The sequence below is a fragment of the Glycomyces sp. NPDC049804 genome, assembly GCF_040674615.1.
Classification (GTDB): Bacteria; Actinomycetota; Actinomycetes; order Mycobacteriales; family Micromonosporaceae; genus Glycomyces; species Glycomyces niveus.
Window position 1 is genome coordinate 141,548 of the sequence record NZ_JBFAMQ010000009.1, and the last position, 24,598, is coordinate 166,145.

The 24,598-nt window shown below is 72.5% G+C and carries 27 protein-coding genes and 2 pseudogenes; 11 read left to right on the top strand and 18 right to left on the bottom strand.

Annotation, left to right across the window (positions count from 1 at the left end; genetic code table 11):
- Positions 1 to 86: 86 nt before the first annotated feature.
- From AB0K52_RS16460 to manD, 3 genes and pseudogenes are all read right to left on the bottom strand, one after another.
- A pseudogene (locus tag AB0K52_RS16460) lies at positions 87 to 230 on the bottom strand (IMP dehydrogenase); the annotation flags it as partial.
- A 32-nt stretch (positions 231 to 262) separates the two neighbouring features.
- Entirely contained in the window at positions 263 to 769 is a 507-nt protein-coding gene (locus tag AB0K52_RS16465; RefSeq protein WP_363532596.1) for a gluconokinase, read from the bottom strand.
- Positions 770 to 795: 26 nt separating this feature from the next.
- Positions 796 to 2,034 carry a D-mannonate dehydratase ManD gene (gene manD, locus AB0K52_RS16470; RefSeq protein ID WP_363532449.1) on the bottom strand — a complete coding sequence of 413 codons (1,239 nt, stop codon included), beginning with the start codon at positions 2,032 to 2,034 and terminating at the stop codon, positions 796 to 798.
- 230 nt (positions 2,035 to 2,264) lie between these two features.
- On the opposite strand from manD, the pseudogene AB0K52_RS16475 reads away from it, so the two are divergent.
- Positions 2,265 to 2,896: pseudogene (locus AB0K52_RS16475) on the top strand (HAD family phosphatase).
- 209 nt (positions 2,897 to 3,105) lie between these two features.
- Here AB0K52_RS16475 and AB0K52_RS16480 read toward each other — a convergent pair.
- On the bottom strand, positions 3,106 to 3,936 hold the full coding sequence (locus AB0K52_RS16480) for an aminoglycoside phosphotransferase family protein (RefSeq protein ID WP_363532452.1): 831 nt from the start codon (positions 3,934 to 3,936) through the stop codon (positions 3,106 to 3,108).
- A 60-nt stretch (positions 3,937 to 3,996) separates the two neighbouring features.
- Complete coding sequence (locus AB0K52_RS16485; protein ID WP_363532598.1) at positions 3,997 to 4,368, bottom strand: MerR family transcriptional regulator; 372 nt, start codon at positions 4,366 to 4,368, stop codon at positions 3,997 to 3,999.
- Positions 4,369 to 4,427: 59 nt separating this feature from the next.
- Here AB0K52_RS16485 and AB0K52_RS16490 point away from each other — a divergent pair, with 59 nt between their 5' ends.
- Both AB0K52_RS16490 and AB0K52_RS16495 read left to right on the top strand, forming a co-directional pair.
- Positions 4,428 to 5,225 carry an SDR family oxidoreductase gene (locus AB0K52_RS16490; RefSeq protein WP_363532455.1) on the top strand — a complete coding sequence of 266 codons (798 nt, stop codon included), beginning with the start codon at positions 4,428 to 4,430 and terminating at the stop codon, positions 5,223 to 5,225.
- A 129-nt stretch (positions 5,226 to 5,354) separates the two neighbouring features.
- The gene (locus AB0K52_RS16495; RefSeq protein WP_363532458.1) at positions 5,355 to 5,669 is read left to right on the top strand and encodes a DUF6355 family natural product biosynthesis protein; all 315 of its coding nucleotides are present in this window, start codon (positions 5,355 to 5,357) and stop codon (positions 5,667 to 5,669) included.
- Here the strand turns inward: AB0K52_RS16495 and AB0K52_RS16500 are convergent.
- A complete protein-coding gene (locus AB0K52_RS16500; protein WP_363532461.1) occupies positions 5,666 to 5,845 on the bottom strand; it encodes a hypothetical protein in 180 nt (59 codons plus the stop codon). The genes AB0K52_RS16495 and AB0K52_RS16500 overlap by 4 nt on opposite strands.
- A 241-nt stretch (positions 5,846 to 6,086) precedes the next feature.
- Here AB0K52_RS16500 and AB0K52_RS16505 point away from each other — a divergent pair, with 241 nt between their 5' ends.
- A complete protein-coding gene (locus tag AB0K52_RS16505; RefSeq protein ID WP_363532464.1) occupies positions 6,087 to 6,638 on the top strand; it encodes a glyoxalase superfamily protein in 552 nt (183 codons plus the stop codon).
- On the opposite strand, the gene AB0K52_RS16510 is transcribed toward AB0K52_RS16505, so the two are convergent.
- Positions 6,635 to 7,282, bottom strand: a complete 648-nt coding sequence (locus AB0K52_RS16510; protein ID WP_363532467.1) for a response regulator transcription factor — start codon at positions 7,280 to 7,282, stop codon at positions 6,635 to 6,637. The genes AB0K52_RS16505 and AB0K52_RS16510 overlap by 4 nt on opposite strands.
- Complete coding sequence (locus tag AB0K52_RS16515; protein ID WP_363532470.1) at positions 7,279 to 8,433, bottom strand: histidine kinase; 1,155 nt, start codon at positions 8,431 to 8,433, stop codon at positions 7,279 to 7,281. The genes AB0K52_RS16510 and AB0K52_RS16515 overlap by 4 nt, the downstream gene beginning before the upstream one ends.
- Before the next feature lie 148 nt (positions 8,434 to 8,581).
- Here AB0K52_RS16515 and AB0K52_RS16520 point away from each other — a divergent pair, with 148 nt between their 5' ends.
- A complete protein-coding gene (locus tag AB0K52_RS16520; RefSeq protein WP_363532472.1) occupies positions 8,582 to 9,487 on the top strand; it encodes a type II CAAX endopeptidase family protein in 906 nt (301 codons plus the stop codon).
- Between the two features lie 13 nt (positions 9,488 to 9,500).
- Positions 9,501 to 9,707: a hypothetical protein gene (locus AB0K52_RS16525; RefSeq protein ID WP_363532475.1), complete on the top strand. Its 207-nt coding sequence runs from the start codon at positions 9,501 to 9,503 to the stop codon at positions 9,705 to 9,707.
- 13 nt (positions 9,708 to 9,720) lie between these two features.
- Here AB0K52_RS16525 and AB0K52_RS16530 read toward each other — a convergent pair whose 3' ends face one another.
- The 3 genes from AB0K52_RS16530 to AB0K52_RS16540 form a co-directional block, all read right to left on the bottom strand.
- Entirely contained in the window at positions 9,721 to 10,839 is a 1,119-nt protein-coding gene (locus AB0K52_RS16530; RefSeq protein WP_363532478.1) for an FUSC family protein, read from the bottom strand.
- Positions 10,840 to 10,919: 80 nt separating this feature from the next.
- The gene (locus tag AB0K52_RS16535) at positions 10,920 to 11,393 is read right to left on the bottom strand and encodes an SRPBCC family protein (protein ID WP_363532481.1); all 474 of its coding nucleotides are present in this window, start codon (positions 11,391 to 11,393) and stop codon (positions 10,920 to 10,922) included.
- Between the two features lie 106 nt (positions 11,394 to 11,499).
- Positions 11,500 to 13,089: an NAD(P)/FAD-dependent oxidoreductase gene (locus tag AB0K52_RS16540; protein WP_363532484.1), complete on the bottom strand. Its 1,590-nt coding sequence runs from the start codon at positions 13,087 to 13,089 to the stop codon at positions 11,500 to 11,502.
- Positions 13,090 to 13,235: 146 nt separating this feature from the next.
- Here AB0K52_RS16540 and AB0K52_RS16545 point away from each other — a divergent pair, with 146 nt between their 5' ends.
- Entirely contained in the window at positions 13,236 to 13,574 is a 339-nt protein-coding gene (locus AB0K52_RS16545) for a LuxR family transcriptional regulator (protein WP_363532487.1), read from the top strand.
- 5 nt (positions 13,575 to 13,579) lie between these two features.
- On the opposite strand, the gene AB0K52_RS16550 is transcribed toward AB0K52_RS16545, so the two are convergent.
- Positions 13,580 to 14,164 carry a sugar O-acetyltransferase gene (locus AB0K52_RS16550; protein WP_363532490.1) on the bottom strand — a complete coding sequence of 195 codons (585 nt, stop codon included), beginning with the start codon at positions 14,162 to 14,164 and terminating at the stop codon, positions 13,580 to 13,582.
- A gap of 60 nt (positions 14,165 to 14,224) precedes the next feature.
- Positions 14,225 to 15,424 (bottom strand): ornithine--oxo-acid transaminase, encoded by a 1,200-nt coding sequence (gene rocD, locus AB0K52_RS16555; protein ID WP_363532493.1) that lies wholly within the window; start codon positions 15,422 to 15,424, stop codon positions 14,225 to 14,227.
- 242 nt (positions 15,425 to 15,666) lie between these two features.
- On the opposite strand from rocD, the gene AB0K52_RS16560 reads away from it, so the two are divergent.
- Complete coding sequence (locus AB0K52_RS16560) at positions 15,667 to 16,206, top strand: GNAT family N-acetyltransferase (protein ID WP_363532496.1); 540 nt, start codon at positions 15,667 to 15,669, stop codon at positions 16,204 to 16,206.
- Here the strand turns inward: AB0K52_RS16560 and AB0K52_RS16565 are convergent.
- The 4 genes from AB0K52_RS16565 to AB0K52_RS16580 form a co-directional block, all read right to left on the bottom strand.
- Positions 16,151 to 16,738 carry a putative glycolipid-binding domain-containing protein gene (locus AB0K52_RS16565; RefSeq protein WP_363532499.1) on the bottom strand — a complete coding sequence of 196 codons (588 nt, stop codon included), beginning with the start codon at positions 16,736 to 16,738 and terminating at the stop codon, positions 16,151 to 16,153. The genes AB0K52_RS16560 and AB0K52_RS16565 overlap by 56 nt on opposite strands.
- Before the next feature lie 9 nt (positions 16,739 to 16,747).
- A complete protein-coding gene (locus AB0K52_RS16570) occupies positions 16,748 to 18,013 on the bottom strand; it encodes an MFS transporter (protein ID WP_363532502.1) in 1,266 nt (421 codons plus the stop codon).
- 54 nt (positions 18,014 to 18,067) lie between these two features.
- Positions 18,068 to 18,406 (bottom strand): hypothetical protein, encoded by a 339-nt coding sequence (locus AB0K52_RS16575; RefSeq protein WP_363532505.1) that lies wholly within the window; start codon positions 18,404 to 18,406, stop codon positions 18,068 to 18,070.
- Between the two features lie 106 nt (positions 18,407 to 18,512).
- Positions 18,513 to 18,692, bottom strand: a complete 180-nt coding sequence (locus tag AB0K52_RS16580; protein ID WP_363532508.1) for a hypothetical protein — start codon at positions 18,690 to 18,692, stop codon at positions 18,513 to 18,515.
- Between the two features lie 143 nt (positions 18,693 to 18,835).
- On the opposite strand from AB0K52_RS16580, the gene AB0K52_RS16585 reads away from it, so the two are divergent.
- The 3 genes from AB0K52_RS16585 to AB0K52_RS16595 all read left to right on the top strand — a co-directional run bounded on the left by AB0K52_RS16585 (position 18,836) and on the right by AB0K52_RS16595 (position 24,263).
- Positions 18,836 to 22,156 carry a DUF4132 domain-containing protein gene (locus AB0K52_RS16585; RefSeq protein ID WP_363532511.1) on the top strand — a complete coding sequence of 1,107 codons (3,321 nt, stop codon included), beginning with the start codon at positions 18,836 to 18,838 and terminating at the stop codon, positions 22,154 to 22,156.
- A 126-nt stretch (positions 22,157 to 22,282) separates the two neighbouring features.
- Positions 22,283 to 23,656: a hypothetical protein gene (locus AB0K52_RS16590; RefSeq protein ID WP_363532513.1), complete on the top strand. Its 1,374-nt coding sequence runs from the start codon at positions 22,283 to 22,285 to the stop codon at positions 23,654 to 23,656.
- A gap of 190 nt (positions 23,657 to 23,846) precedes the next feature.
- Positions 23,847 to 24,263, top strand: a complete 417-nt coding sequence (locus tag AB0K52_RS16595; RefSeq protein ID WP_363532516.1) for a hypothetical protein — start codon at positions 23,847 to 23,849, stop codon at positions 24,261 to 24,263.
- Here the strand turns inward: AB0K52_RS16595 and AB0K52_RS16600 are convergent.
- Positions 24,260 to 24,577 carry a hypothetical protein gene (locus AB0K52_RS16600; RefSeq protein WP_363532519.1) on the bottom strand — a complete coding sequence of 106 codons (318 nt, stop codon included), beginning with the start codon at positions 24,575 to 24,577 and terminating at the stop codon, positions 24,260 to 24,262. The two genes, AB0K52_RS16595 and AB0K52_RS16600, sit on opposite strands and share 4 nt — an antisense overlap.
- Positions 24,578 to 24,598: the final 21 nt, after the last annotated feature.

Sequence of the window (24,598 nt, forward strand, 5' to 3'; positions counted from 1 at the left end):
CGCACCGCGACTCCCCGTCCGTGGAGTGGCGTCAATCCGCGATGGCGCGAACGCGAGTCGGGCGGGGCGAAACCGCGACTGCCGACCTACGGCCGGCGGAGGACCTTGATCGCGCGGCGCTCCTCCATGGCCTTGCGGCCCTCGGCGTGGTCGGCGACGGGCAGGGTCGGGTCGACGGCCTTGCCGGGCTCGACCTCGCGGTCCCAGATGAGCCGGATGGGCTCGGGCAGGTCCGGCGCCGGCCGGCCGCCACTGGCCGGGGTCACGCGCGGGTCGCAGGAGCGCCGTTGCGGCGCAGGCGGAGTGCGATGGCGTCCGCGACCTGCCCGGGCGTGCCGTCGATGGCGACGGTGAAGCCCGGCTCGTCGGCCTCGAGCGGTTCGAGGACGGCGAACTGCGAGTCGAGGAGCCCGGTGGGCATGAAGTGCCCGGCACGGGCGGCCATGCGCGCGGCGATGAGCTCGCGAGAGCCGTCGAGGTGCGCGAACCGCACGGGCGCTTCGGCACTCGCGGCGATGGCCTCGCGGTAGGCGCGGCGCAGCGCCGAGCAGGCGACCACGACGGACCGCCCGGCGGCGAGGCGATCGCGGACGGCCCGGCCGACCGCTTCGAGCCAGGGCCAGCGGTCCTCGTCGGTGAGCGGCGTGCCCGAGGCCATCTTCGCGACGTTCGCGGCGGGGTGCAGGTCGTCGGCGTCGACCATGTCGGCCCCGAGGCGTTCGGCGAGGAGGTTCGCGACCGTGGTCTTCCCGGAGCCGGCCACGCCCATGACCACCACCGCGATCCCGTTCCCGCTCACCAGTCGTGGACCGTTCCGTCGGCGAGGCGGTTGTACGGCAGGTAGGCCTGCACGTACGGGTACTTCCCCGCCTCGTCGGTGTCGAGCTCGACGCCCAGGCCCGGCCGGTCGCCGGGGTGGAGGTACCCGCCTTCCCAGGTGAAGGACTGCTGGAAGACCTGGTCGGTCTTCGCGCCGTGCTGCATGTACTCCTGGATGCCGAAGTTGTGGATGCTCAGGCCGAGGTGCATCGCGGCGGCCATGCCGACCGGCGAGATGTCCGTGGGGCCGTGCATGCCCGACTTGATCTGGTACTGCGAGGCGTAGTCGAGGACCTTCTTCAAGTGCGAGATGCCGCCGGTGTGCGTCACCGCCGAGCGGACGTAGTCGATGAGCTGCTCGCGGATGATCTGCTGGTAGTCCCAGACGGTGTTGAAGATCTCGCCGATCGCGAGCGGCGTGGTCGTGTGCTGTCGGACCAGCCGCAGGGCCTCCTGGTTCTCGGCCGGGGAGACGTCCTCGAGCCAGAACAGGTCGAACGGCTCCAGGGACTTGCCGAGCTTCGCGGCCTGGATCGGGGTGAGCCGGTGGTGGGCGTCGTGCAGCAGCGGCAGCTCGGGCCCGAACTCGTTCCTGACCGCCTCGAACACGGTGGGCACGTGCCGCAGGTAGGAGCGGGTGTCCCAGTCCTCCTCATTGGGCAGCGCGCCGCGCTGGGCGGGCTCGTGGTCGTACCGGACGCCTTCCATCGCTTCATACGTGGCGTTGGAGGCGATCCCGTAGATGGACTTCAGGCCCGGGACGCCGGTCTGGACGCGGATCGCCTTGTAGCCCTGCTCCTGGTGGGAGCGGATGGAGTCGAACAGCTCCTCGTTGTCCTTGCCCGAGGCGTGGCCGTACGCGAGGAGTCCGCTGCGGCAGGCGCCGCCGAGCAGCTGGTAGACGGGCATCCCGGCGGCCTTGCCCTTGATGTCCCACAGCGCCGTGTCGACCGCGGCTATCGCGGCCATGGTGACGGGGCCGCGCCGCCAGTACGCGGAGCGGTACAGGAACTGCCAGGTGTCCTCGACGCGGTGGGCGTCCCGGCCCAGCAGCAGGGGCACCACATGGTCCTGCAGATAGGCGACGACCGCGAGTTCGCGGCCGTTCAGCGTCGCGTCGCCCAGGCCCGTATGGCCCTCGTCCGTGGTGAGCTTGAGGGTGACGAAGTTCCGGTCGGGGCTGGTGACGATGACTTCGGCTCTGTCGATGATCAAAGCGTGCTCCTAAGCGGGTCGGCCGGGCGCGCGCCCGTCGAGGCCGGTCCGGCGACGGCGCAGCGCGCACCCCCGCCGACTTCGGCCTTCCGCGAGTGAACACGTCCTTCCCTTCCCCGTCAACCCGGTAGCGCCGGAGCCGCTGGCGAACCCCGCCGGGCATCGGCGGCGGGGCCGCCGCCGATGCCCGGATAGACTTCCCGCGCAGGCCGACCGAAGCGAGGCAGCGGGTGAAGCAGTTCGTCCTCTTCGACCACGACGGCGTCCTGGTGGACACCGAGGGCTGGTACTTCCGGGCCGGGGAGCGCGCGCTGGCCGAGGTCGGGTTCGCCCCGGACCGCGATCAGTACCTGCGCGACATGGGCCAGGGCGTCGGCATCTGGGCCCAGGCCAGGGCGGCGGGCGTCGACGAGGCGACCGTCGACCGGCTGCGCCGCGTCCGCGACCGGTACTACCAGGAGTACCTGCGGACCGAGGCCATCGAGATCGAAGGGGTCATGGAAGCCCTCGCGGCGCTGTCGAAGCACGTGCGCATGGCGATCGTGACGACGGCGAAGCGCGCGGACTTCGACCTCATCCACGAGCACCGCCGCATCAGGGACTTCATGGAGTTCGTGCTCGTCCGCGACGACTACGAGCGCTCCAAACCGCACCCGAGCCCTACCTGACCGCCTTGGGGCGCTTCGGCGCCGCGAAAGCGGACGCCCTCGTCGTCGAGGACTCGGCCCGGGGCCTGCGCTCGGCCGTGGCGGCCGGCATCGACTGCGCCGTGGTCCACAACGCCTTCACCGGCGGCCAGGACTTCTCGGGGGCGAGCCACCGCATCGGCTCGCTGGCCGAGCTGGAGGCCATCGTCCTATAAGTCCGGCGGGTGCCCTCGCTCGTCTTCACGGCGAACGCGGGGTCGCCAACGCCACTGGGGTAGCGCGCCGGACGCGCGGCGGTGCGTCGTCGCGCCGATCCTGCAGTCGCTCGAGGCCCGGCCCGGACTCACTCCCCGACCTGCCCACGGACGCGGCGCTGCACCGGGCGATGCGCCGCGCCGGACACTTGCAGCGCAGCCGGTCCCGCCTAGTCGCGGGCTCTCGCGGCGCGGATCTGGTCGAGCCATTCGATGCCGAGGCGGCGGCCGTCGGGGAACTCGTCGGTGCGGTCCCACCGCCAGGCCGTGATCATCGCGAGCATGAGCAGGCGGCAGTGGCGCAGCAGCTCCTGGTCGGCGCCGGGGTAGTGGTCGCCGACCGCGTCGGGGGCGTGGGCGAGGTCGAACTCGACGGGACCCCGGCAGCAGGTCTCGAAGTCGATGAACCGCGGGCCGCCCGCGGCGGCGATGAGGTTGCCCGGGTGGGGCTCGCCGTGCAGGAGCTGGTCGGCGCCGCGCCCGGCGACGGCGTCCCGCATGTCCCGCAAGGTGTCCGAAAGGAGGCGGCGGTCGGCCGCTCCCAGTCCGGGCGACCGCTCGGGGTCGGCGACGAGCCGCTGCGCCTCCTCGACCCGGTCGGTGAAGTGCGGTGTCGGGACGTCGACCTCGCGCATGCCCGCGTGGAGCCGCGCCAGCGCCCCGGCGTACTCGGCCGACGGCATCGCCCCGGGTCCCGCGGCCTCGTAGTACTGCCAGAAGGTGATGTCGAGGCCGTCCCCCGCGTAGACGCGCGCGGGCACGCGCGGGTCCGGGACCGCCACCGGGCAGTCGGCCGCGGCGAGGCGCTGGGCGATGTCGAGTTCGAAGGCCGCGTCGCCGTAGGAGGCGGGTGCGACCCGGGCGAGGACGTCGCCGGGCAGCAGCCGCAGCGCGAGCTTGTTCGAGTCGTGCAGGACGACCGCGTCGTCGGCGGCGAGGCCGAGCCCGGCCGCGGTCGAGGCCGCCGCTCGCATCGCGCGCAACCGCTCTGGCGTCCGCATGGTGCCTCCCCAGGATCCCCTCACACGGTAGCGGCTGCGGCCCCGGCGGCCCACCGTTTTTCAGTCCGCTTGCGCCGCAGTCGGTTCGCCGGCGCGGATGATGGACTCGAGCATGGCGTGCGCGGCTTTGAGCTCTTCGATCGAGCGGGCCATGCGCTCGCGTTCGCGTTCGAGGCCCTGCGCCATCTCGTCACAGGTCGGGGCCAGGATCTCGCCGTCGTCGGCCATGCACGGGACCACCTTGCGGATCAGCTCGGTGTTCAGGCCCGCGGCCAGCAGCAGCCTGATGCGACGCACCTTGTCCACATCGGATTCGTCGTATTCGCGGTAGCCGCTGGAGCGCCGTACCGGGCTCAGCAGGCCCTGCTCCTCGTAGTAGCGCAGGCCCCTGGTGCTCACACCGGTGCGGCGCGACAGCTCGCCGATGAACATGTGACTCCCCGCATAGAAGTTTGACTCTGACGTCAACGTCAAGGTTTAGCGTAGCCCGCATGACAACCACGCAACACCTTCCGACCGCCTCCTCCGTCGACCCGAACGCCTTGCGCGGCAAGCGAGCCGTCGTCACCGGCGCCACCTCCGGCATGGGCCTGGCCATCGTCCGGGCGCTCACCGACCGCGGCGCCGAAGTCGTCTACACCGGACGCAGCGAAGCCCGGCTCACCGCAGCGCAGGCGGCACTGGGCACGCCGCTCGCGCACCCGGTGCGCTCCGACGCCACCGTCGAAGCCGACCGCGCCGACCTCGCGGCGCAGGCCCGGGCGATCCTCGGCGGCGTCGACCACCTCTTCGTCAACCAGGGCATCGCGGAGTTCCAGACGCTCGAGGAGGTCACCGAGGAGTCCTGGGACCACCTCTTCGACGTCAACGCCAAGGGCGCGTTCTTCACCGTCCAGCGCCTGTCCCCGCTGCTCGCCGAAGGCGGGTCGATCGTCTTCACCACCGTCTCGAACGACGAGATCTTCCCCGGCCTGAGCGTCTACTCCGGTGCGAAGGAGGCCGTCGCCGCCTTCGCCAAAGTCCTCGCGGCCGAGCTCCTCCCCCGCCGCATCCGCGTCAACGCCGTCGCCCCCGGGTTCATCCTGACCCCGACCATGGGCGTGGCCGAACTGACCGACGAGGAACGGGCCGACTTCGTCGAGCAGGGCAACGCCTTCACCCCGATGGGCCGGGGCGGCACGGTCGAGGAGATCGCCGCCGCCGCGCTCTACCTCGCGGTCGACGCCACCTTCACCACCGGCGTCGAGCTGCCCGTGGACGGCGGCTTCGGCAAGGGCCTCGGCCACTGACGCACCGGACGGCGGCCCCTCGCGTGCGCGGGGCCGCCTTGTCGTTACGCCCCATTGGTGCTCGCTCGTCCTGATTCGCCCAGTGCTAGCCTGCTCGCGACCATCCACATTGACTCGAGGGGGAACTCGATGAGGTTCAACCGGACCGCCGCGACCATGCTCGCCGCCGCCGCTCTGGCGACCGCCGGCAGCCTGGCGCTGGCCGCCCCGGCGTCCGCCGCGCCCTGCGGCTGGCAGGGCGACGGCACGCAGGACTACAACCACTGCGGCGACACCAACGTCATGCTGACCGTCGAGCACGTCTTCGGCGACGACGACCACTTCTGCGCCAAGCCCGGCATGAACAACATCAACGCCGGCAACTCGCCGTACAACACCTGGCGGACCACGTACGCCTACTACGCCGGCGGGCCCACCAACTGCTTCTACGGCTGGTACCGCTAGCAGTCGCGGATCCGGCGAGGCGCGGTCGGTCGCTCCCGGGCTTCCGAGCCGCCGGCGGCCTCGCCGGGCTCCGCGATCCGCCGCACCTGGACCACGTCCCGGTACGGCATGATCACCCCGAAGGACCGGGTCTCGACCGGCGGGCGGGTCTTGATGATCGTGGTCCAGGCGCCCACCGGCTCCCAGCCCCGCTCCTTCAGTCGCGGGGAACACGTCTTGGGCGAGTGACGCCCGCGGCGGTTGACCGGGTCCGACCGCCGTCGCTATGCTGGCCGCGGCTGATGCGGCCGGCCGCCTGCACCCCTCCGGGGATGGTGAACGCATCGCGATCCGCTTCGGCCTCCACTCCTTCCCAGCGGCGAACATGACGGCAACGCAGGCACTGGACATGACCTTCGCTGCGAGAAGGACGACCTCATGCGCGATTTCCGCGACGCCAAGACCATGGCCAAGACCCTGCGCGCCGAGCTGGAGCGGGACGGGCCGACCGGGCTCACCCACAGCCGCAGCCTCGAGATCGTGGCCCGCCAGTTCGGGTTCGACGACTGGAACACCCTGGCCGCCAAGCTTTCCGCCGAACCGGCCCGCCCCGGCGGGGCGGCCCTCGGTTCGCCCGTGCCGATCCTGCGGATCTTCTCCGAGGCGAAGGCCCGCGAGTTCTACCTCGACTACCTCGGCTTCCGGGTCGCCTGGGAGCACCGGTTCGAGCCGGGCACGCCGCTGTACCTGCAGGTCGAACGCGGCCGGACCGTGCTCCACCTGAGCGAGCACCACGGCGACGGCACCCCCGGCGCCGCCGTCTTCGTGCCGCTGACCGGGCTGGACGCCTTCCACCGGGAACTCGCGGCCAAGGACTACCCGTACCTGAACCCGGGCGTCGAGGAGGTGCCGTGGGGCGCGCGGGAGATGACCCTCGTCGACCCGTTCGGGAACACCTTGCGGTTCAACGAGTACGACCAGGACCGCTAGGGGTCGGCGCGGCCGGTGCGCCAGCACCAGGCCGCGATCCCGACCCGGTTCGCGGTGCCGAGCTTGGCCTGGATGCTCGCCACATGGGTCTTCACGGTGCCGACCGAGATGAACAGCTCGGCGGCGATGTCGGCGTTCGAGAACCCGCGCGAGACGAGCCGGGCCAGCTCGGTCTCCCGCGGCGTGAGCGGGTTCGACTCCACGCCTTCGGTCCTGCGCGGGGCAAGGTGCTTGAGCAGGCGGACCGTCACGGCGGGGCTGATCAGGGACTCGCCCGCCACGGCGGCCCGGACGGCCTCGGCGAGCAGCGCCGGACCGGAGCGCTTGAGGATGAACCCGCACGCGCCGGCCTCCAACGCGGCGTGGACGTACTCGTCGTGGTCGAAGGTCGTGACGACGACGACCCGCACCGCCGCCGGCCCGGTGTCGGCGGCCAGCAGGCGCGTCACGTCCAGTCCGTCGAGACGGGGCATCCGGATGTCGACCAGGGCCACGTCGGGGCGCACGGAGCGGGCGAGGGCGAGCGCCTGGACGCCGTCCGCGGCCTCCGCGACGACGCCCATGTCGGACTGGGCGTCGATGAGGCGGCGCAGGCCGCGGCGGACCGTGTCCTGGTCGTCGGCGATGAGCACCCGGATCGTCACACGGCCTCCCGCGCCAGCGGCAGCGTCGCCTCGACGCGCCACCCTCCACTGTGGGGTCCGGCCCGCAGCTCGCCGCCGAGCGCTTCGAACCGGGCGGTGAGGGCGACCAGGCCCGTGCCACCGTGGCCCTTCAAGCGCGGGAGCCGGTGCCGGACCCCTTCGCGGGCACCGGCATCGGCGACGCGGACCGCCAGCGCCGCCGGATCGGCGGTGAGGGCGACCTCGATCGCGCCCGCGTGCGGGGCGTGCCGGCGCACGTTCGTCAGCGCCTCGGCGACCAGCCGGTACACCGCGTCGGCGGCCTCGCGCGGGACCCGTTCGGCCAGGTCCGGGTCGAAGTCGAAGCGGACCGGCGTCCTTGCGGTGGCGGCGAACCGGTCGACGAGTTCGGGGACGTCGGCGACGCCGTAGGTGCGGGCGTCGGGCGCCTCGCCGCCCCTGAGCATCCCGACGGTCCGGTCCATCGCGGCGAGTGCTTCGAGGCCGGCGCGTTCGATGCGTTCGAGCGCTTCGGGGGCCTGCGCGGGGTCGCCTTCGGCGCGCGTCGCCTGCGCTTCGAGCACGATCCCGGTGACGTCGTGCGCGACCAGGTCGTGCAGGTCCCCGGCCAGGGCCAGGCGCTCGCGCCGCCGCGTCTCGGCGCGCGACCGCTCCCGCCGCCGGACCGCGAACCGCCGGGCCGCGCCCGCCCCGATCGCGGCCAGGGCGGTGCAAGTCCCTGCGGCGGTGAAGAAGACGTGTTCGGTCCAGGTCGCGTCGGTGTCGCGCAGCATCCGCAGCGGCTGCACTGCGAGTGCGGCCGTGACCAGCACGGCGGCACCGGTCGCGGGCCAAGCGGGCGCGTGCCGCACCCCGAGCGCCGCCAAGGCGGCGAGCGCGGCGAGTTCGAGCAGCACCCAGGCACCGGCCGTCCCTGAGACCGGTCCGCGGTGCAGGGCCGTGCACAGCAGCGAGACCACGGCGGCCGCGCCGGCGGCGACGCCGGTGCGCCGGTACCGGCTCGCTTGCGCGCCGGGGGCGGCGAGGAGGACCGTCGAGGCGACCGCGGGGAGCACCGCGGTCCACGGCGCCGACGCGACGGCGCCGCCGACCGCCGCGGCTGCCGAGACGCCGGCGCCGAGCGCGCGGCGCATTGCTGACCTGTTGACCATGCCGGGAACCGTACCCAGCGGCGGCGAGCCGCGACCTCTGCCGAAAGACGGATCTTCCGTCCGCGCGATCCCTCCGACGACGGATGCACGACGGGGCCCCCGAAAACGCAGTCTGGACGGGTTCCGCTGTTCCCCCGAGGAGATCGACATGAACCCGACCCTGTCCCCGCCGCGCCGCGGCCCGCTCGCCCGCCTGATCGCGGCCCGGCCCCTGCTGAGCTTCTTCGTCCTCTCGTTCGCGCCGTCGTTCGCGTACGAGTTCGTGTGCATCCTCGTGCTGCGGCTGCCTCTGGTGCCGTGGATGTTCGCCGCGCCGTTCATCGGGCCGTTCCTGGCGGCCTTCGTCGTCACGGCGGCCGCTGACGGCCGCGCGGGCACCCGGGCGCTGCTGCGCGACCTCGTGCACTGGCGGGTCGGCGCGCGCTGGTACGTCCTCGTCGCGCTCGGCCTGCCCGCCTTCCTCATGCTGTGCGTGCTTCCTCTGCCGGGCGCGCTGGCGGCCTTCCGGCCGGACCCTGCCGCGGTGCCCGAGTGGATGGTCGGCTTCGTCATCGTCCTCGTCGTCGGCGGCCCGCTCGGCGAGGAGCCCGGTTGGCGCAACTTCGCCACCCCGCGCCTGCAGGAGCGGTTCGGGCCGGTGCTCGGCACGTTCGTGCTCGGCGTGATGTGGGGGCTGTGGCACCTGCCGCTGTTCCTGATCGAGGGCTACAACCACGCGGGGCGCGACCTCTCCGCCACGGTCGTCCCGTACCTGGTGTTCCTCGGGTTCACGATCGCCATCGCCTACCCGTTCACGTGGTTGTACAACCGCACCGAGGGCAGCGGCCCGATCGCGGTCGTGGCCCACGCGTTCTTCAACGTGACGCTGCTGCCCGTGCTCTTCCCCGGGATCGGCAACAGCCTCCGCTACGAGGTCGTGCAGCTCGCGGGCTTCACGGTCCTCGCCGTCGTCCTGCTCGCGGCGACCCGCGGCCGCCTCGGCCGGCGGCCCGAGGCGGTCGCGGCGCCGCGCATGCGTGGGCGCTCCTCGGCCGGGTACCCCCACGGGTCCTAGCGAAGGGGGAGCCATGACCGAACGGCGCGCGACCGAGACCGACGAGCGGCGGGAGCCCGGGCCGGGCGATCCGGTGCCGGACGGGCCGACGCAGCCCGACCCGATCCAGCCGTATCCGGACCCGAACGATCCCAGCCCGACACCGCCTTACCCGGAGCCGACCGACCCTGATCCGAATCAGCCGGTCCCGGGCGAGCCGGCGCCGCCGCTCGGGCGGTAGCGCCCGCCGCGGGTCAGGCCGCGAGTTCGTGGAAGAGGCGGCGCACGGCGGCGAGGACGGTCGCTCGGAGCTCGCTCACCGCGGGTCCGGCGGCCCCGTCGTGCGCCCGTGATTCCAGCGCCTCCAGTGGCGAGGCGTCGGCGGGGGCAGGGGGCGCGTCGTCGCCGCGGTGCTGGATCAGGTGCGCGACCTGCCGCTCGTGGGCGTCAGCGGCGGCTTCGAGGGCTGCCGCGCAGGCCCGCCGGCAGGCGGGGTCGAGTGCGGTGTCGGGCATCGCGCGGCGGGTCCTGCCGTCGAGGAGGTCGGCGAGCGCCTTGGCGGCGTTGCCGACCCGCCGGTGGTGTTCGAGCGCGGCCCGGCAGCGGTCGAGGACGGCGTACTCGTCGGCGGTGGACTGCGGATTGAGCCGGAGGCTGTTGCGAGCCCGGTCGAGGGCCGCCGCCGTGTCGGCCCCGCGCGTCTCGAGCGCCTTCGCGCGCGCCGACCAGTCGCCGTCCTCGGTGCGGTCGCGGCCTGAGCGGAGCGCGGCGGCGACCTCCCGCAGGAGGCCGGCGGTCGCGGCGGCCTCGCGGTGGAGGCGGGTGCCGACCGCGCGCACCCGGCCCGGGGGCACGAGCAGCAGGTTCAACCCGATCCCGACCCCGGCGCCGAGCGCGGTCTCCACCAGGCGGGCCAGCACGTACGGACCGTCAACATTGTCCAAGGCGACCATGAAGAGCGCCGTGAACGGCACGTAGAGGCCCTGGTCGTCCAGGCGCGGCCAATGGCTCAGCAGCAGCGCGACCGGCACGCAGACCGCGAGCGCCAGCTCCCTGCCGGGCGTGACGGCGACGGCCGCGACCGCCACGACGACCCCCATGGCGACCGCGGCCATCTGGCGCAGGCCGGTGAGCGCCGACCAGTGCACGGTCGGCCTGACCGCGATGAGCGCCGCCCACGGCGCGAGGTACGGCTGCGGCAGCGCGAGCACCTGCGAGGCGATGAACCACGCGAGCACGGCGGCGACCGCGGCCTTGAGCGCCTGCAGCGCCGTCTCCCGCGCCCACGTGTCGCGCCGCGCGGTCGCCCTCGCGAACCGCCACGCGCCGCGCAGGTCGCCCCTGAGGCCACTGCGGATGGCGTTCGGCTCCATCCGGCACGCCTTCCCCGAAACGGCGGCCGCTATGCCTCCTCTGCGGCGCCGGTCACGGCCGGCCCCGCCCGGAGGCCGTGTCAGCCGGACTTCGCCTTGGCCTCGGCCAGGCGCGCGAGGCGGCGCAGGGTCTCGCGGTTCCGGGGCGCGAGCAGCTTGGCCTGGAACGGGTCCGGGAGGGCGGCGACGGGTCCCTTGACGACGAGTTCGGTCATCCTGATCGTGGCGCCCTCGTCGTCGGCGGCGATGTCGAAGCGCACGCGGGCTTTCCCGAACGGCCACATGCGGGCCTCGAGGACGAGCAGGTGGGGCGGGTCGGCGGCGGCGACGGTCGTGTAGTCCTTGATGACCAGCGGCCAGGGTCCGATGCTGTGGCGGATGCGGGTGCCCTTGGCGGGCCAGCGATCGTCGGCGTCGCGGATGTTGGAGGCGCCCACGACCCAGGACGCGTAGTTCCAGCCGTCCGCGAGCACCGCGAAGACGGCTTCCGGGGTGGCCGAGACGCGCGCGGTGACGCCTCGCCTCATCGCGTCTGACGCCGTCTTACGGTTCATCGTGCACCGCCTTCGTCTGGTGCGGAGGACGCGGCTCCGCGTGCTCCGCGCATGGCAGGTACCCGCCGCGGCGGTCCGTAAAACCTGGTCACGGGCGTGGGGCCGGTCAGTCGTCGCGATAGAGCACGCGATGCGCGCAGGCGATCGCGGCGCGGTAGGCCTCGCCCGCGGCGCCGTTCCGGGCGAGGGCCGCGCGGGCGGCGTTCGCGCCCGCGGCCCCGTGGACCGCGCCGCCGGGGTGGGCGGAGGCGCTGGCGAGGAAGAGGCGGTCCAGGACGGTGTCGGCGCGGGCGAGGCCGGGCACGGGCCGGAAGAACAGCTGCTGGTGCACGGCCGCGGTGCCGCCGTTGATGGCGCCTTCGTCGAGGTTGCGATCGAGGCCTTCGAGGTCGCGGGGGCCGCTGACGAGCCGGGCGGTGACGCGGTCTCTGAAGCCGGGGGCGTGGCGCTCGATGGCCGCTTCGATGCGTTCGACGCTTCGGCGGACGCGGTCGGCGTTCCAGCCGCCGCGGGGCAGCCGCGTGTACGCCCAGAGGGTCTCGGTCCCGGCGGGCGAGCGCGTCGGGTCGGTGGTGGTCATCTGGCCCATGAGCAGGAAGGGTTCCTGCGGGTCGCGGCCGGAGGCGAGGTCGGCGCTCATCGTGGAGAGGCCGTCGAGGTCGGCGCCCAAGTGGACGGTGCCCGCGCTCGCGGCGCCGGCGGCGGTCCAGGGGACCGGGCCGTTCAGCGCCCAGTCCACTTTGATCGTGGCAGGGTCCCATTCGAACGCCTTGAGGTCGGCCGAGAGGCGGGCGGGGAGGTGGTCGCCGCCGACGAGGTCGAGGTAGAGGTGCGGGGCGGCGACGTCGGCGAGCACCGCCCGCCGGGCCCGGATGTCGGTGCCCTCGGCGTCGCGGACGCCGACGGCGATGCCCCTGGTGTGCAGGATCTTCGCGGCGGGCCTGCCGCAGTCGAGACGGCCGCCGAGCGAGTGGAGGCGGGCGACCAGGGCCGCGGTGAGCCGGCCCGCGCCGCCTTCGGGCACGGGGAAGCCCACGTCTTGGCCGACCATCGAGAGCAGCCACCCGAACAGGCCGCTCCCGGCCTGGTCGGGGCCGAGGCCGCTGTGCATGGCATTGCCCGCGATGAGGAGCTTCGCGCCTTCGCCGGTGAAGCTCACGTCGCCGAAGCGGCGGGCGGGGAGCATGAGGTCGCGGGCGAAGCGGAGCGCGCCGGCGGCGCCGAGTGCCCGCAGGAGCCGGGCGCCGGCGCGGACGGGCGGGAAGGGGCGAAGCATCGCCTCGATCAAGGGCTCGCGGACCCGTTGCCAGCGTTCGAACTCGTTCCGCCACGCGCCGCCGTCGCCGGGCGCGAAGCCGTCGAGGGAGCGGGCGGTGCGGTCGAGGTCCCGGGAGAGCACGGCGGCGCGGCCGTCGGGGAGCACGTGCGCGAGGACTTCCGGTGCGCGCCGCCAGCGCAGGCCGTGGCGTTCGAGGTCGAGGCCGCGCACGACCGGTGAGACGGCGGCGAGCGGGTAGAAGGCGCTGCACCGGTCGGAGCGGAACCCGGGGGCGATCTCGGTGGTGCGCACGGCCCCGCCGGGTTCGGGGGCGGCTTCGAGGACGAGCACCTCCCAGCCCGCGTCGGCGAGCAGGTTCGCGGCGACCAGGCCGTTGGGGCCCGCCCCGACCACCACCGCGTCGAACGTCTCCGTCATCCTCGGCACCTCCTGTCCGTGCTCGGGTACCCGGGCGGACCTCGATGATGTACCGCCGGGGGGCCGGACATGCGGGTTTCGCGCACTGCCGTCGCCGATTTGCGCTTACGGCAACGTGAAACGTGCTAGCGATTTAGCATCGGCCTATGCAGATAAGCGCAGCAGGAACCGTGGTCGAAGAACTCGTGCAGGCCGCTTCGGCCTCGCCCTCGGGCCGGGCGGGGCGGACCGTGCACGGCGGCAGCGGCCGGATTCTCGGCCAGACCCTCATCGCCCTCAACCGCGGGGCGTCCCTCGAGGACAACCCCAATCCGGCCGAGACGACCTTCCTGGTCATCCGCGGCCGCGTCCGCCTCTCCGCGAACGGCGAGTCCACCACGGGCGTCCCCTTCGACCTCATCGCCGTCCCCGACGTCGGCGACTACGACCTCGAGGTCCTCGAGGACGCGGTCGTCCTCATCACCGTGGCCCGACTGTCCGACTGAGCCGGTCACGGCTCCAGGGTGCGGACCACCTTGGCGGGGTTGCCGACGGCGAGGACGTTCGCGGGGAGGTCGCGGGTGACGACCGCGCCCGCGCCGACGACGGTGTTGTCGCCGATCGTGACACCGGGGCAGACGATGACGCCGCCGCCGAGCCACACGTTGTCGCCCAACGTGATCGGCCGCGCGGCTTCGAGCTTGTCGCGTCGAGGGCCGGGTTCGAGCGGGTGGGTGGGGGTCAGCAGTTGCACGTTCGGGCCGATCTGGCAGTCCTCGCCGATCACGATCGGGGCCACGTCGAGCGCCACGAGTCCGAAGTTCGCGAACGAGCGCGCGCCGATGCGCAGGTTCGACCCGTAGTCCACATAGAGCGGCGGCCGGACGAACGCGCCCTCGCCGACCTCGCCGAGCAGTTCGACGAGGTGGGCGCGGGCGGTCTCGTAGTCGTCGGCGAACGCGGCGCGGTACCGCTCCGAGAGCACGGCGGCGCGCTGCATCATCCCCGCGAGTTCGGGGTCGTCCGCGAGGTAGAAGTCACCGGCGAGCATGCGCTCGCGCATCGTCCGGTCGTCTCCCGAGAAGTGGTCGGTCATGCGCACGACCGTACACGAACGGTGAACTGCCGCAACCGCTCAGCGGCCCGCGGCTCCGGATCAGCCGCCGGCGATGGCGCTGGCGAGGATCGCGATGCCGCGGTCGATCTCGGCGGGTTCGATGACCAGCGGCGGGGCGATGCGGACGGTCCTGCGCTGGGTCTCCTTGCACAGCAGCCCGAGTCGGGCGGCGCGCTCGCACACCTCACGGGCGGTCGGGCCGCCGGCGGCGAGGTCGACGCCGGCCCAGAGGCCGCAGACCCGCACCGCGTCGACGCCGCCGAGCCCGGCGAGCGCGGTTTCGAGGTGCTCGCCGAGCGCGGCGGCGCGGCGCTGCCACTCGCCGGTGGCGAGCATGGCGACGACCTCGGTGCCGACGGCGGCCGCGAGGGGGTTGCCGCCGAACGTGGAGCCGTGGGTGCCGGGAGTGAAGACGTCCATGACCTCGCGGTCGGCGACGACCGCCGAGAGCGGGACGATGCCGCCGCCCAAGGCCTTGCCGAGCAGGTAGACGTCGGGCACGACCTCCTCGCGGTCGCAGGCAAAGGTGCGGCCGGTGCGCGCGAGCCCGGACTGGATCTCGTCGGCGATCATGAGCACGCCGCCCTGGTCGCAGGCCTCGCGGACCGCGCGCAGGTAGCCCTGGGGCGGGACGACCACGCCGGCCTCGCCTTGGACGGGTTCGATGAGGACGGCGACCGTGTCGGGGCCGATCGCCGCGCGCAGGGCGTCGATGTCGCCGTACGGGACCGAGTCGAAACCGCCGTCGAAGGGGCCGAAGCCCTCGCGGGCGTCCGGATCGGACGAGAAGCCGACGATGGTCGTGGTGCGCCCGTGGAAGTTCCCGTCGAACACGACGATCCGCGCCTTCCCGGCGGCGACGCCCTTGCGCGTGTACCCCCATTTGCGGGCGGCCTTGATCGCCGTCTCCACCGCCTCGGCGCCGGTGTTCATCGGCAGGACGGCGTCCTTGCCGCACAGCTCGGCGAGCCCTGACAGGAACGGGCCGAGCGCGTCCGTGTGAAAGGCCCGGGAGGCGAGCGTGAGCCGGTCGAGCTGCGCCTTCGCCGCCGCGACCAGGCGCGGATGCCGGTGCCCGAAGTTCACCGCCGAGAACGCCGCGAGCCAGTCGAGGTACCGGTTGCCCTCGGTGTCGGTGACCCACGCGCCCTCCCCCTCGGCCAGCACCACCGGCAGCGGGTGATAGTTGTGCGCCCCGTAGCGGTGCTCGAGTGCGGTCAGGTCGCTCGCGCGGTTCATGGACTTCCCCTCGGTGGGCGGGTGCTGCAATGCGGATCCAAGTCCACCACACCATCCCGGCCGCAGCGCTGAAGCGCATTCCGACCTCGCGGAGCGGATATCCGCTGTCGGCCCGGCGGCACCGGCTGATCGGTGACCTCAGGCGCAGCCGAGCGTGCTCGCCCGAGCTTGCGGGGCAGCGCCGCGCAGCGGTCGGCGAGGGCGCGCTGCGAGTGCGGGGGCGCGTGGGGCACAGTTGGGCCATGCCTGGATACGAGCCGATGTCATTCCACCTGGCGACCGCCCGGTTGACCATGCAGCCCTGGGCCGAAGGGGATGCCGGAGCGCTCCGCGACCTCCACGCCGAACGCGGCGGGTGGACGCCGACGGTGGAGGAGACCCGCGACATCATCGCGGGCGGACTCGCCTCCGCCGCCGAGACGGGGATCGCCCTGCTGCCGATCCGCCGCCGGGAGGAGGGCGACTTCATCGGCTACTGCGGACTGACCGTCGGCCGGGCCACGCTCGACGAGCCCGAGATCGCCTACGAGCTCTTCAAACGCGTGCACGGCAACGGCTACGCCACCGAAGCGGCCGCCGCCGTCCTCGAAGCCGCGGCCATGACCGGGCGCGAGCGGCTGTGGTCGACCGTGCGCACCTGGAACACGGCGTCGTTCCGGGTCCTCGAGAAGATCGGCTTCGAACGCGACCACGTCACCACCGACGATCGCGGTGAGATCGTGTGGCTCACGCGCGAGCTTCGCCGCGGTCGACCATGGCCCACAGGCCCGGATAGTCGGTGACGAGGCCGTCGTCGTCCACGGTCAGGTCGGCGCCGAAAGCCCCCGATTCGTACCGGTAGCCCGAGCCGGTGCGGCGGTACCGCTGCGCGGCCCGGCTGACCTCGAGCCGCGGGACGGGCAGGAAGTAGACGACGTCCAGGTCCGCGGCGGCCCCCTCGGCGAGGGCGAGGCGGCGGATCGGGAGCGTGTTGGTGAAGGGCGTCAAGGCGATGTCGACGTCGATGCAGCCGGCCAGGTCCGTGCGTTCGCGGCCGTCCTCGAACCAGGTGCCCGCCCCGTCGCCGGCGAAGGTCCGGGCCGCCTCGCCGTGGAGTGCGACGGTCACCTCGCGGGCGCGCCAGTGCTCGTCGCATTCGACGCGGTAGGCCATGCGGACCGCCTGGCCGTCGACCCTGGCGATGACGAGACCGTCGGCGACGACGCCGGTGCCGTCGAACGCGAGGTCGAGGTCTTCGCAGCCGGGCCATTCCAGTGCCTGCCACATGATCCGCCGGTGCGGGCGCTGATCTGGGACTCGGAAACCGTCGGTCATCGTCACAGGTTAGGCGGTCGGGTCAACTGGCGGCGTCGGTCTGCGGCGGGCGCCGGACCCTTCTGCCAGGACGATGACGGCGGCGACCGCGGTGAGGCCGGCGAGGAGGGCGAACATCGGGGCGTTGCCGCCGGTCAAGGCGGCGAGCTGGGCTCCGGCCCAGGGGCTCAGGGCGACCGCGATGGTGGCCGGGGCGGTGAGGATCCCGTGGAGGGTGCCGTAGCCGTGCGGTCCCCACCGGTCGGTGATGACGGTGGCGTCCAGGAGGGTGAACGCGCCGCGCGTGGCGCCGAGGACGATGACCGTGGCGAAGACGAGCGCGACGGGACCCGCGATGAGCGCGGTCGCGAGCAGCATCGCCGCCCCGGCGCCGATGATCGCGACCGCGCGGGCGGTCGGCCCGGTCCGGGCGGCGATCGGGGCGTACGCGACGCGGCCGAGGAGCTGACCGGCGCCGCAGAGCCCCAGTGCCCAGGCGGCCGTGGTCGTGTCCATGCCGCGGCCGGTCATGAGCGGCACGAGGTAGAGGTTCGACGTGCCCATCGCGAACGCGCCCAGGGCGATGGCGGCGGCGAGCGCGATGAACGCCGGTGAGGCGATGACCGCCCGGCGGTCCAGCGGGGTCGTTCGCTCCTTCCCCGTTGCGTCGGGCGGCCGGTGGCCGGGCCAGGGCGGGTCCAGGGCGACGGCATGGGCGGGGATCGTCAGGACGGCGAGGATCGCCGCGAGCACGAGGTAGCTGCCGCGCCAGTCGAAGCGTCCCGCCAGGAACGCGGTGAACGGCGCGTAGACCGTGGAGGCGAGGCCTCCGGCGAGGGTCAGGATCGTCAACGCCCGGACCCGTCGGGGCCCGTACCAGACGGTGATCGCGGCGAAGGCGGGCTTGTAGAGGACCGCCGCCTGCGCGATCCCGGAGAGGACCCAGGCGGCGGTGAACCACCACAGGTTCGGCGCGGTCGCGACGCCGGCCACCGCCACCACTGCGGTGACCGATCCCGCGGTCATGACGAGTCGCGGGCCGCGCCGGTCGAGGAGGTGGCCGACCCCGATCCCGGCGAGCGCCGAGGTGGCGAGCCCGAGCGAGAAGGCGCCCATGACAGCGGCGGTCGACCATCCCGTGTCCGCGGTGATGTCCGCGAGCAGCACCGGGAGCGCGTAGAACAGGACGCCCCAGCTCGTGATCTGGGTGGCGCAGAGCGCGACGAGCACGCGGCCCGGCACTCGCGGACGAGCCGCCCGCTCGAGCGGTTCGGTGTCGGACTCGTTGGCGCGCATGGTGTCAGGTCTATCCGATTTTGCGGCGGGAGTTCAACGCGATTGCCGAGTCATTCAGTCGCCGGCGAGGGTGTCGTAGAGGTCGTCGGGGTCGATCTGCGCCCGGTACCTGAACATGAGCGAGACTTCGGGACCGAACGAGCCGAGTTCTGTGGAAGGGTCGATCGCGAACTTCGGCTCGGCCCACTGCTGCGCGACCACGGCCGCCGGCCGGCCGTTCACTTCGAGGAGCCAGGTCGCGCGCCCGCCCGCGATGTACGCGAGGAACTTGTGGATTCGCAGGTACGCGACGGCCTCGGCGATGGTGCTCCCCTCCGACATCTCCACCTGCTGCGCATGCGGGTAGGTGTCGTCCCCCATCGCGACGCTCGAACGGTCCACATTGACGATCATTCCTCGCTCCTCTGCTCCCCCGGCGCGCCGGCGATCGGCGCTCACCCCAGTGTGAAGGCCGTCCGCTCGGGCGGTGGCCCGAAAGCCGCTTCGCGCGCCGATGCGGTCAGGCCCGCGCGGTGAGGACGGGCTGGAAGAAACCGGTGTCCTCGCTGGACTCGGCCCGGATCACCGCGTCCAGAGCGCGACCCTGCCGCCCCATGCTCACGTCCCAATCCGCGTAGAACAGGTGGTAGTCGGCCGCGAGCTGGTCGCAGAAGCGGGCGACCGGCGACTCTCCAAGCATGCGGCCAGGGTAGCGGCCGCGCCGCCCCGCGCCGAAGGGATTTCGACTCGCTCTCCCATAGTGCGCAACCTGTGACAGAACGGGAATGTCGCACCGACTTCCTATGCTCGGCGACGACATTCCCGGCCGCACGAAGGACGATGATGACCAAAGCCGTTGCGCCCCAAGAGGACAAGCTCAAACTTCCGGCGTCTTGGAAGAACCGCGTGCTGCCGCGTCGCGGCACGCCGTTCAAGAGGCCGATCGCGCTGGCCGGCCCGGAGGCCGTCACCGCGTTCGCCCGGCAACAGGCCGAAAAGGCCGACGACCTGCGGGCCGCGCTGGCCCTCGTCGGGAACGAGGCCTGGGCCGCCGCGGGCAGGGCGTACCTCGACGGCGCCGCCGATCCGCGCGGGGCGGCCGCCGTCGCGGCGCTCTTGGTCGAGCCGAAGGAGCTGTACGGGAAGTCGTGGATGCGGCCCGCGTTCGACGCCTGGTTCACCGACCACGGCCTGGCGTTCGCCGTGGCCGCGGCGGTGGAGTTCCTCGCCGCCCAGGAGCAGACCGAGACCTATATGGACCGTCCGCCGATCGCGGGGCGAGTCCTCGTCGAGAGCTCCGCGGAGGAGGTCGAGGTGCTCGACCGCGAACTCGACCACGACGGGATCGCCGCGGTGCGCTCCCTGCTGGCCAGGGCGGGCGACGACGAGTACGCGGAGGTCGTCGCGGCCGTCGCCGGTCGCCGTGCGACCGCCGCCGCGCGGATCGCCGCCATGGTCCTGCTCCCCGACGAGCACGAATGGGTGCTCGAAGGCTGCGCGGACTTCATGAAGGCGCGCGAGCACAGCTACAACGACGACATCGTGTGGCTCTCGATGAGCAGCCCCGAGCAGATCGCGGCGGTGGGCATCCTCGAGACCGACGAGCACTCCATCGGGTACAACGCCCTCGTGTCCCTGGTCGCCGGCCTCGGCGTGGACGCCTTCGGCATCCTCACCGGCATGACCCGCACGAGCATGTTCCGCACCAGGTTCCAGGAGCAGGTGCTGGAGGCGGTCTCGCTGCTGCCCAGCGACGAGGCGATGGCGTACCTCCTGTCCCGCCTCAAGGGCTCGTCCGCGTTCGACTTCGCCACCAAGGCCGCCGCGAACTTCCCGTTGCGGACCTTGCGCACCGCGGCCCGCCTCGCGCCGGCGATGTCCGCAAAGGAACGCGCCGCCCTCGTCCCCATCGCGGCCCTCCCCGACCACTCGCTCCGCGCCCATCTCGACGCGACCGAGCGGGCCGCCCTCGACGACCTGTTCGCGACCACCGGGTTCGTCCCCGAGGCGGCGCCGGAGGACCTGCCGCCGCTGCTCGTCGCCCCGCCGTGGACGCGGAGGCGCCCCAAGACCGTCGCCGTTCCAGGCCTGAAACCCCCGACGGAGACGCACCTGGTCTGGGCCGCAGGCGAACAGGACACCTGGAACGCGATCCCCGACCCGGACCGCCACAACGAGTTCTGGCTCGAGCACTTCGGCACCCTGCCCGACCTCGACGCGTACGGCTGGCGCCTGACCACGTTCCTGGCGAACGGCGACCTCTCGCTCGCCGAACCCCGCCTGGAGCAATGGGACGGCACCGGAGCGCCCGACCACCCCTCCGACCTGCAGCGCCTCCTCGCCCGGTTCGGCGAACGCGTCCTCGACCGCGTGCAGGGCCTGCACCTGAAGTACGACCTCTGCTACGAGCTGCCGGGCCCCATCCTCAACCTCGAAGCCGCGCGCATCACCGCCCAACGCCTCGTGCGGGTCAAGGCGGCCCGGCCGCATGCGCTGCGCTGGCTCGACCAGCACGGCCTGGCCGCGGTCCCGTACCTGGTGCCCGACGCGCTCGACACGGACAAGGACCGCCGCCGGTACGCCGAGGCCGCCTTGGACCACCTGGCGGTGCGGCACGGCAAGGCGGCGGTGACGGCCGCTGCCGAACCGTTCGGAACCGAAGCGGCCCGGGCCGTCGGCGCGCAGCTCAGCGACGATCCGCTGACCCCGAGCGTCAAGGTGGTCAAGCCCGGCAAGTGGGCCGTGCCGTCCGCGCTGCCGCAGGTCCTCCTCAAGGGACGCGACCGGGCGCTGCCCGCCGACTCGGTACCGCACCTGGTCACGGTGCTCGCGCTGACCAGTCCCGACTATCACTACCCGGGGCTCGAGGTCGCGGCCGAGGCCTGCGATCCCGAATCCCTCACCCGCTTCAGCCTCGCCCTGTTCGAGCGGTGGCTGGCGTCCGGTTCGCCCGCGAAGGACGGCTGGGCGCTCCGGCAGCTCGTCCACTTCGCCGACGCCGAGACCGTGGCGCGGCTCGCCGAGCGGGTGCGCCAGTGGCCGGAGGACAAGCAGCACAAGCGGGCCGCCATCGGCCTCGAAGTGCTCGCCGAGATCGGCACCGAGGACGCCATGCGGGCGCTCCAGCAGATCGCCGACCGGACGAAGTTCAGGGCCTTCGGAGCGGAGGCGACGAGCCGGATCACCGCGATCGCCGAACGCCTCGGCCTCAGCCGCGAGCAGCTCGCCGACCGTCTCGTCCCCGACCTCGGGCTCGGCGACGAAAACGCGCTCGTGCTCGACTACGGACCCCGCAGCTTCACCGTGGCCTTCGACGAGCAGCTGGCGCCGGTGGTCACCGATCAGACCGGCAAGGCGCTCAAGGCGCTTCCGAAACCCGGCGCAAGAGACGACGCCGAGAAGGCTAGCGCGGCCTATCAGCGGTTCACCGCGTTGAAGAAGGAACTGCGCACGGTGGCCGCCGAGCAGGTGCGCCGCCTCGAAGCGGCCATGGTCGCGGCCCGGACCTGGACCAAGGCCGAGTTCGAGCGGTACTTCGTCGGCCACCCGCTCAACCGCCACCTGGCCCGGCGGCTCGTGTGGTCGTTCGAGAACGGCGGTGCGAACACGGGGTTCCGCATCGCCGAGGACCTCACCTACTCGGACGTGCACGACGACCCGGTCGAGCTGCCCGACGACGCCCTGATCCGCCTCGCCCACCCGGTCCTCATGGGAGACGAGACCGCCGACTGGATCCGGCTCTTCGCCGACTACGAGATCCTGCAGCCGTTCGACCAGCTCGCCAGGCCCATCATGGCCCTCACCCCGGAGGAGCGCCGCGCCGGCCGACTCACGCGCTTCGAAGGCGCCGAGATCGAGGCCCTTCGCATCCTCGGATCGACCGGCCAAGGCTGGGAACGCGCCAAGCCCGAGGACGCCGGCGTGGAGCCGGGGATCTCCTGCACCCTCGCCAACGGCGTCGTCGTCGCAGTGGCGCTGCGGCCCGGGATCTGGGCGGGGAACGCCAAGGAATCCCCGGCGCAGACCGTCGAATTCGCGACGGTCGCCGAAGGCGAGCCGCTGTGGTGGTCCGACGAGCGCAAGCCCTCACCGCTGGGCGATCTCGACCCCGTCACCGCCTCCGAGATCCTGGCCAAGCTCACCCGGCTCACCGACCGGGCCTGAAAGACGGGTCCGGTCGGTGCCGGGGCACCGACCGGACTCCGGTTGCACCATAAGGCAAACTGGTCTGCCCGAACGCCAGCACCGACTCCCATGGCATTCCAGGCCCAACGCCCATAGCCTGGACAAATGGTGAAGCGTGGGCCCGTCGACCGTGATGATGAGCGTGCGTCGGCGGGCTCCCGCGGCAACGGGAACCCGCGTTCCGAAGCCACCGGCGAGGACCACGCCCGAAGTTCGCAGTCCGATCTGCTGCGCCTGCAGCGCCGCATGGGGAACCGCGCTGTCGGACAGTTGCTCCAAGGCTCCCGGCCCTCGCTCCAGCGCCTCTCCGCCCCACCGGTCTCGGTCCAGCGCGAGCTGCCCTCCCACGTCGGCATCTTCTCCATGGACCTGGTGCGGGACAGACACAATGCGCTCGTCGGCCGCGTCAACACCGAGGTGGTGCCGCAGATCGGACGCTGCGGCGACCTCGCGGTGGCGCTCAAGGGCTTCGGGGACAACGCCGGCATGGACGCCGAGGTCGTGAAGCAGGCTTCCACGACGATCAGGCGCGAGAGCGACAAGCCCGGGACGCAGGCGATCGAGAAGGCCACCGAGGCGTACCTCAAGGCCTATGAGGCGTTCGAGGTCGCCCCGGTGCCCGAAGTCGAGATGCGGGCGGTCGACGCGGCCACGGCCGCGCTCTATGCCAAGGTCGACGCCGCCGCGGAGGTGCGGGTGCAGGACTGGCAGGGCAAGGCCAAGGGGGCGGTCGACGCCGAGAAGAAGCGGATCGAGTCGTACGCGAAGGACATCGGCACCGGCGTCGACCTGACGCTGAAGAGTCTCAAGGTCTTCATCTCCGGCAAGGATGCGGCCGATGTCGGCATCGAATTCGCCAAGGAGGCTTCGACGAAGGTCGCTGAGTGGTTCCTCTCGAACGGGCCGCGGATCAAGAACATGGAGGAGACGCTCGAGAAGACGAACCGCCTGCTGCATGAGATCCGGACCTTGGGAGCCGAACAAGAGATCAAGGCGGCCGAGCATGCGCTCACCGAAGCCACACTGGCGCTGAACGAGAAGATCCGCGAGATCGGCTGGACGGTGAAAGAGCTCGAGCGCGCCGAGCGCGATCTGACCATCGACATGCGCGCCCTCGGGCTGGAAGGGGCCGCTCAGGCGGTCGAAGCGCGCGCGGCCGCCCGGCGCACTGCGAACGAAATGCTCATCGCACTCGACGAGTGCCAGCTGGCGATCGAGGCACTCCTGCCCGAGGCGATCGACGTGCACCAGACCTTCGCCGCAATCGCCGCCACGAGCCGCGGCCCCGGCTCGACGACGCCGTTGAGCCCCGACCAAGAGGCTGAGCTCGAGTCGTTCATCAAGCACGGCAAGCAGTCCAGGACGTACCTCGAGGACAATCTGGCGCAGATCATGCGGTACCGCCCCTTCATCGAGAGCGGACACTACGACAGGATCTACAAGCCGATCCAGGAGACCCTGCACCAGACGCAGATCTGAACTGGGCCGCCCTCAGACCCCGTCCTCTTCGATCAGGCGCTCGATATCGGTGAGGCCGCGCTGCATCGCGGTCTCGAGGAAATCCCTCAAACCCGGACATCGCCATCCTGGAGCGGGGCGCTGCCGCGTGGCCGGCAAATGCGGGCATCGACATCTCTCGCTCCCGGCGCCGGCGGGTACGCTGCGGCGCATGGTTCCGATCTTCCGGCTCCCGGTCGGCTCCCCGCTGGCCGCAGCCGCTTCCGCGGACTGGGGGCTGCTCCCACTGAAGGTGCCTGCCGGCTGGAACGTCGTCTACAACGAGCTCTCGGTCCGGCGCCTGCCTGATGGCAGGCTGGAGGCCAACGACTCCGAGGACCTGTACTGGGCGCGGACGGCACTGCCGCCGTGGCTGAGCGCGGAGCAGGCGGCCGAGCGCGGCGGCCCGCAGGCACGGGAGATCAGCATCGACGCCGGCTGGTACGGCGGGCGCGGTTTTCGCATCGCCGTCCTCGACCCCGACTGGGAGCATGAACGGGCCTCGCAGACCACGACCGACCTCGTCGAGCTCGTGTCCACTCTGGAGTCATGGATGCGGATGATCGCGCTGGAGCGGCGACTCCCCTAGCCCCGCGGCGGCTCGTCTTCCGCCGGTCCGCCGCCGTCGAGGTCCTGCGGCTCGGCGGGCTCGTCCGGTACCGGATCGCCGGGACCGGGGCCGCCGTCGTCCTCCCAGACCTCGGGCTCCTCGGCCGCGAGCTCCATGTTCAGGGGCGTCCCGCGCCGCTGCTCCTCCTGCGTCATCCCGTACCGGTCGGCCTCGGCGTAGTCGCGGGAGCCGAGGATGTCCTCCTCCAGCTCCTCGTCTTCCTCCTCGTCGTCGTCGACGAAGCCGAACGGCTCGTCGTCGCCTTGCGCGTATCCCTGGTCCTGGTCGGTCATCGGAACCTCCTTCCCGCTCAT